The sequence below is a fragment of the Musicola keenii genome (assembly GCF_014855505.1).
Lineage (GTDB): Bacteria > Pseudomonadota > Gammaproteobacteria > Enterobacterales > Enterobacteriaceae > Musicola > Musicola paradisiaca.
In genome coordinates this window covers 1-407 of the sequence record NZ_JAAWVW010000065.1, presented here as the reverse complement: position 1 = coordinate 407, position 407 = coordinate 1, and the positions used below count along the sequence as shown (strand labels likewise).

The 407-nt window shown below is 49.4% G+C and carries 1 protein-coding gene; it reads left to right on the top strand.

The features are described 5' to 3' along the window. On the top strand, positions 1-291 hold a 291-nt coding region (locus HEP82_RS19870; RefSeq protein WP_192459615.1), incomplete at its 5' end, for a transposase. Positions 292-407: the final 116 nt, after the last annotated feature.

Here is a 407-nt window from a genome sequence, read left to right as displayed (position 1 = left end):
GCGCTGAAAGAGCTGTGGTATGCCCCTGATGAACAGGAGGCAAGGCAACGCTGGAATGAATGGTACAGACAATCGCAGGAAAGTGGCATAAAGGCACTGACGCTGTTCGCTGAAAAACTAAAAAGGTATGTGGGAGGGATAATAGCCAGTGCGATACATCGACTCAATACCAGCGTACTGGAAGGGATGAACAACAGGATCAAGGTGATAAAGCGAATGGCATATGGATACCGTGATAACGACTACTTCTTCTTGAAAATAAAAGCAGCGTTCCCCGGTAAAGCGCGATGAACCAAAAAAAAGCCCCGTACGCATGTACGGGGCCTTCTCTGTTTTAAGCCTGGCAGTTCCCTACTCTCACATGGGGAGACCCCACACTACCATCGGCGCTACGGCGTTTCACTTCT